Here is an 865-nt window from a genome sequence, read left to right on the forward strand (position 1 = left end):
AAGTCTCCGCCGGTATTCTGTTCTCAAAATCAGACCTGCGGATAACGTTATATTCAGCAGATAATTGTTGTGATGCGCCTTCAGCCATCAATCCTTCGCCAACGACCAAAATACAGCGCTTCATCAAGGTTCCTCCTTTCGCAACTGCACGCAATAGATTCCTGCTAGTTTTTCTTTTAAAAATGGTTCAACAGGCAGCTCATAGACATACAGCTGCAAGCCCCGGTTGTTTTTCAAGGCGGAAAGCAGTGTTTTTTGCAAAGCAGCTGAAACGGGGATAGCAAGCTTCAGTTCACCAGGCTCCAGCAGAACATCCGCACCTTTCAAAGGATCTTTGTCTGTCAGTGCCCGTTCGAGCACTTTTCTGAGAGCGGATGTGATGTTGAGTCCAGAACTTCTGTACCAGCGCCCGCGAATTCCCGCCCATGCGACAGGGAAGCCTTCTATGTTTTTCCCTAAACCGATTTCCGGTTGGCCGTACAAGACTGTCAGCGCTTTTAAATAAAATGCAGAATGCCGGTCTTCGATTCCGTCCAGCTGAACGAGGGAAATCATTTCTTTTCCGCTTTTTATCCGTTCGCACAACCGGTGTTCCAGGCATTTCTCCAATCCCCTTAATACGCCTTCAGCCAGCGTTTCTCCGGTGGCGATCGCGAAATCTCCGTTATTCGGATAAGAACGGGTCAACCTTGATGCATACATTTCAATCCCCGTCAGCCCGGCTTCCCGCCGCGCCTCTTGATGGGTCAAACCGACCGAAACCGTCTCAGGCAAAAGCTCCGCAGGTCCGGAAGAGAGCGGATCTGCTGTCTGAACAAAGCATTGTGCTAATGGAAGCTGCGGCAAATGTTTTTCTTCCCACAGA

General features: G+C 49.6%; 1 pseudogene. It reads right to left on the bottom strand.

Annotation, left to right across the window (positions count from 1 at the left end):
- Positions 1-123: 123 nt before the first annotated feature.
- Positions 124-865, bottom strand: a pseudogene (locus ACWHAR_RS24910) (bacteriocin maturation protein); the annotation flags it as partial.

This window comes from Bacillus sp. LR--39, from assembly GCF_053613335.1.